This is a genomic window from bacterium (assembly GCA_026398675.1).
Taxonomy (GTDB): domain Bacteria; phylum RBG-13-66-14; class RBG-13-66-14; order RBG-13-66-14; family RBG-13-66-14; genus RBG-13-66-14.
This window is the reverse complement of the sequence record JAPLSK010000231.1, coordinates 1-3,612: the sequence shown is the minus strand read 5'-3', so window position 1 is coordinate 3,612 and position 3,612 is coordinate 1. Positions and strand designations below refer to the sequence as shown.

The following is a 3,612-nucleotide window of genomic DNA, read 5'->3' as shown; positions in this document are numbered from 1 at the left end:
GAGGACGCCAGGCGGCGCTACCCCCTCGTGGACCCCGATGTGGATTTCTCCGCCACGGTGTACCTGAAGGGCTCCTGGGTCGTGTACATGCTGCGCGACCTGATGGGCGACGAGGCCTTCTTCGACGGCATCCGCGCCTACCTGGACGCCTACCGTTACGGCTCGGTCGTCACCGCCGACCTCGAGGACACCCTGGATGATTTCTACACCGGCGAGCACCATCCCGGCGACCTGGGCTGGTTCTTCGACCAGTGGTGCTACCGGGCCGGTTTCCCCGAGTACCGCTGGCGGTGGTGGGTCGAGGGTTCCGTGCTCCACATCGGCGTGGACCAGGTGCAGTACACGCTCAAGGACACGCCCTACGTCTTCGAGGCGCCGCTGGAATTCGACGCGGTTTTCGCCAACGTGGACACGGAGCGCCTGGACTTCTGGAACGACGAGCGGAACCAGGAGTTCACCGTAGAACTGGATCGGCCCGATTTCTCGGGTCTCGTCTTCGACCCCGACGACCGGCTCCTGTGCCGGCACGCCGAGTCCGGCCTCTCGGTGGCGCTCGACGCCCGCGTCCTGCCGGACGGCGTCGAGGTCACCGGCGGGATTCTGGCGGGCGAGGCCGACACCGCCTACCTCTACCGCGTACAGGATCCGGACGATTCGCCCCTGGCCTGGGACGAGACGGATTTCACGGACTGGACGCTCTTGAACGTCTACGACGACCCGGGGACTTTCACCTTCACCGACCGGCGGATCCCGTCCCCCGGCGTGTGGAGCTGGCTGCTCCTGGTCGTCTCCGGCGAGGAGAAGCTGTACTGTCAGACCGCGCCGGTGCAGTGGGAGGGTCCGTGTTCTCGGGAGGTGGTCCTGGCGAACCCCTGGCCTTCGCCGGCCGCGGGCGCGGTGAACGTGCGCTTCGATCTGCCGGAGGCGGGCCGGGCGGAGGTCTCCGTTTACGACCTCGCGGGACGGCGGGTGGGTACGCTTTTCGAGGGGGATTTAGCCGCGGGGCGGCACGAGGTTTCCTGGGACGCCTCGGGCGCGAGCCCGGGGGTGTACCTGGTTCTTTTGGACACGGATTCCGGTCGGGCGCACCGGCGGCTGGTCGTCGCGCGGTAGGATCCCCTGTTCCCATTGGGGTGAGGGTCGGGGCGTGTCCCCTCCCCCCGTTGGGGGGAGGGTTAGGGTGAGGGGTAAAACGGCGGGGATTTGCCGGGGGCATAGCTCGCTTCGCTCGGTTAAAATCCCCGCCCTACATATTCCCCTCCCCCCTCTGGGGGGAAGCGCGCTTACGGGCCAGGGAGAGGGGTAAAGCGGCGGGGATAGGAATCCCCGCCCTACATTCATCAAATGCCGCGAATCCGACCCGTAAGGCCGACCGTCCACGGGCGCCCGCCGATGTGATAATATGACCTCGGATGAAACCGGAGGTTCGCCATGCGTCACATACTTCTTACCATCATGCTCCTGGCCGTCCTGGCGGCGGCCCACCCGCCCGTCGAGCCCGCCGACCCCCAGGACTGGTGGAACCAGGTCCTGGCCTCGCACGCCATCAAGGCCGCCGAGGAACCCCCGCCGCCCTCCGAGGAGGACGTCACCTACCATACCACCGACTACCGCATCTCCCTGACCCTCGACCCCGGCGGCTCGCCGCTCATCATTGACGCCACCACGGACCTGCAAATCGAGAGCGACCAGGACGGCCTGACCGAGGTCGTCCTGGACCTGGTGGACCTCACCGTGGACAACGTTTTCGACGACCACACCCCCTGCGGCTACACCTACTCCGGCGGCCTGTTGACCGTCACCCTGAACGACCCCCTGGACACCGGCGAGGGGACCATCATCTCCGTTTCCTACCACGGCGACCCCACGGACGGGATGTGGTACGAGACCGACAACGGGGGCGTCGTCTACACCTGCGGCTGCCCCTTCGCCAGCCGGAACTGGTTCCCCTGTCGGGACTGGAACTTCGAGAAGGCGCCCTCGACCACCGTCGTCACCATCGACACGGCCTACGACGTGACCTCGAACGGGCACCTATTTTCCGACGGGCCGGTGGGCGGCGGACGGCATCGGGTGATCTTCCAGAGCCGGGACCCCATCGCGCCTACCTCATCATGTTCTCGGCCACGGACTATTCCGAATACCGTGACTGGTTCTACGGCGACGCGAACATCCCCATAGACATCTACGTCTACCCCGGCATGGAGGACGACGCCCACGCCGACTTCGATTACACCGTGCCGACCTGCATGGGGGTGTACGAGAATCTCTTCGGGAGCTACCCCTTCGAGCGGGCGGGGTACTGCGTGAGCCCCCTGCCCTACGGCGGGATGGAGCACCAGACGTGCATCTCGCTGTTAGCTTCCCTGGTGAACGGCACCGGCTCGAACTACGCCATCTTCATCCACGAGATGTCGCACATGTGGTGGGGCGACGCGGTCACCGCCCGCACCTGGAAGGAGTGCTGGCTCAACGAGGGGTTCGCCAGCTACTGCGAGGTCATCTACGACGAGGACCAGGACGGCGACCAGGGGCGCCGCGACCGGCTCCTGATTCACCGCGGCCGCTACGACGCCGGCGACTACGGCAACCGCTCGCCCATCTACGACCCCGACCCCCTCTTCGGCAACCTGCCCTACTACAAGGGCTCCTGGGTGCTGAACATGCTGCGGCACCTCATGGGCGACACGGACTTCTACGGCTGCCTGGCCGGCTACCAGGCCGAGCGCCGCTACTCCTGGGCCACCACCGAGATTTTCAAGAACAACACCGAGGACTACTGGGTCGGCAACGAGCACCACCCCGATTCCGACATGGACTGGTTCTTCGACCAGTGGGTGTACCAGGCGGGGCACCCCGAGTTCGAGTGGTGGTGGTGGACCACCGGCTCCGGCGCGGACACCGTCCTCCACCTGCACCTGGACCAGGTCCAGTCCACGGACCACGACACCCCGTACGTTTTCGAGGTGCCGGTGGATTTCGGCGTGGACTACGCCTCGCGCCAGGATGAAGTCGTCACCGTCTGGATGGACGAGCGCGGCCAGGAGTTCTCCTTCGACCTGGACGACGACGTGGAATCCGTCGAGCTCGACCCCGGCTATTGGCTGCTTTGCGACTCCGAGGACCAAACGGCGGTGGACCGGGCCGAGGCGCGCGTGTCGGCGGCCGGGGACGGCCTCCTGGTCGCCTGGGAGACGGGGGGCGACGTGCTGGGCGTGGAGCTTTACCGGCGGGACGGCCTGGGGGAGACGAAGCTCCACGAGCGGTTGCTGCCGGCCTCGGGGCGTTTTCTGGACCGGTCGCTGCCCGGGTCGGGGAGCTACTCCTACCGCCTGGTGGCCCACGCGTCCGATGGGCAGGCCCTGGAGTTCACCGCCGGGCCCGCGGACTGGCTGGTCCCCGGCGAGCCGCTGGCGCTGGCCGAGCCGTTCCCCAACCCCGCGGCGGCGGCGGTTACAATTGTCTACAACCTGCCGCAGGACGGCGCGGTCGAGCTCTCCGTCTACGACCTGGCGGGGCGTCGGGTGGATACCTTGGTCAACACAGACCTGGCCGCGGGGCGGCACGATGTTTCCTGGGACGCGGGGGGTTTCCCGGCCGGGGTGTACCTCG

The 3,612-nt window shown here is 67.2% G+C and carries 3 protein-coding genes; all 3 read left to right on the top strand.

Going from position 1 to position 3,612, the window contains the following annotated elements:
• Positions 1–1,113, top strand: a 1,113-nt coding sequence (locus tag NTW26_07325; protein MCX7022067.1) for a M1 family aminopeptidase, incomplete at its 5' end; no start/stop codon positions are given.
• Positions 1,114–1,431: 318 nt separating this feature from the next.
• Complete coding sequence (locus NTW26_07320) at positions 1,432–2,181, top strand: hypothetical protein (GenBank protein MCX7022066.1); 750 nt, start codon at positions 1,432–1,434, stop codon at positions 2,179–2,181.
• Positions 2,115–3,612 (top strand): M1 family aminopeptidase (locus tag NTW26_07315; GenBank protein ID MCX7022065.1); only part of this gene is annotated, 1,498 nt, incomplete at its 3' end. The genes NTW26_07320 and NTW26_07315, both read left to right, overlap by 67 nt.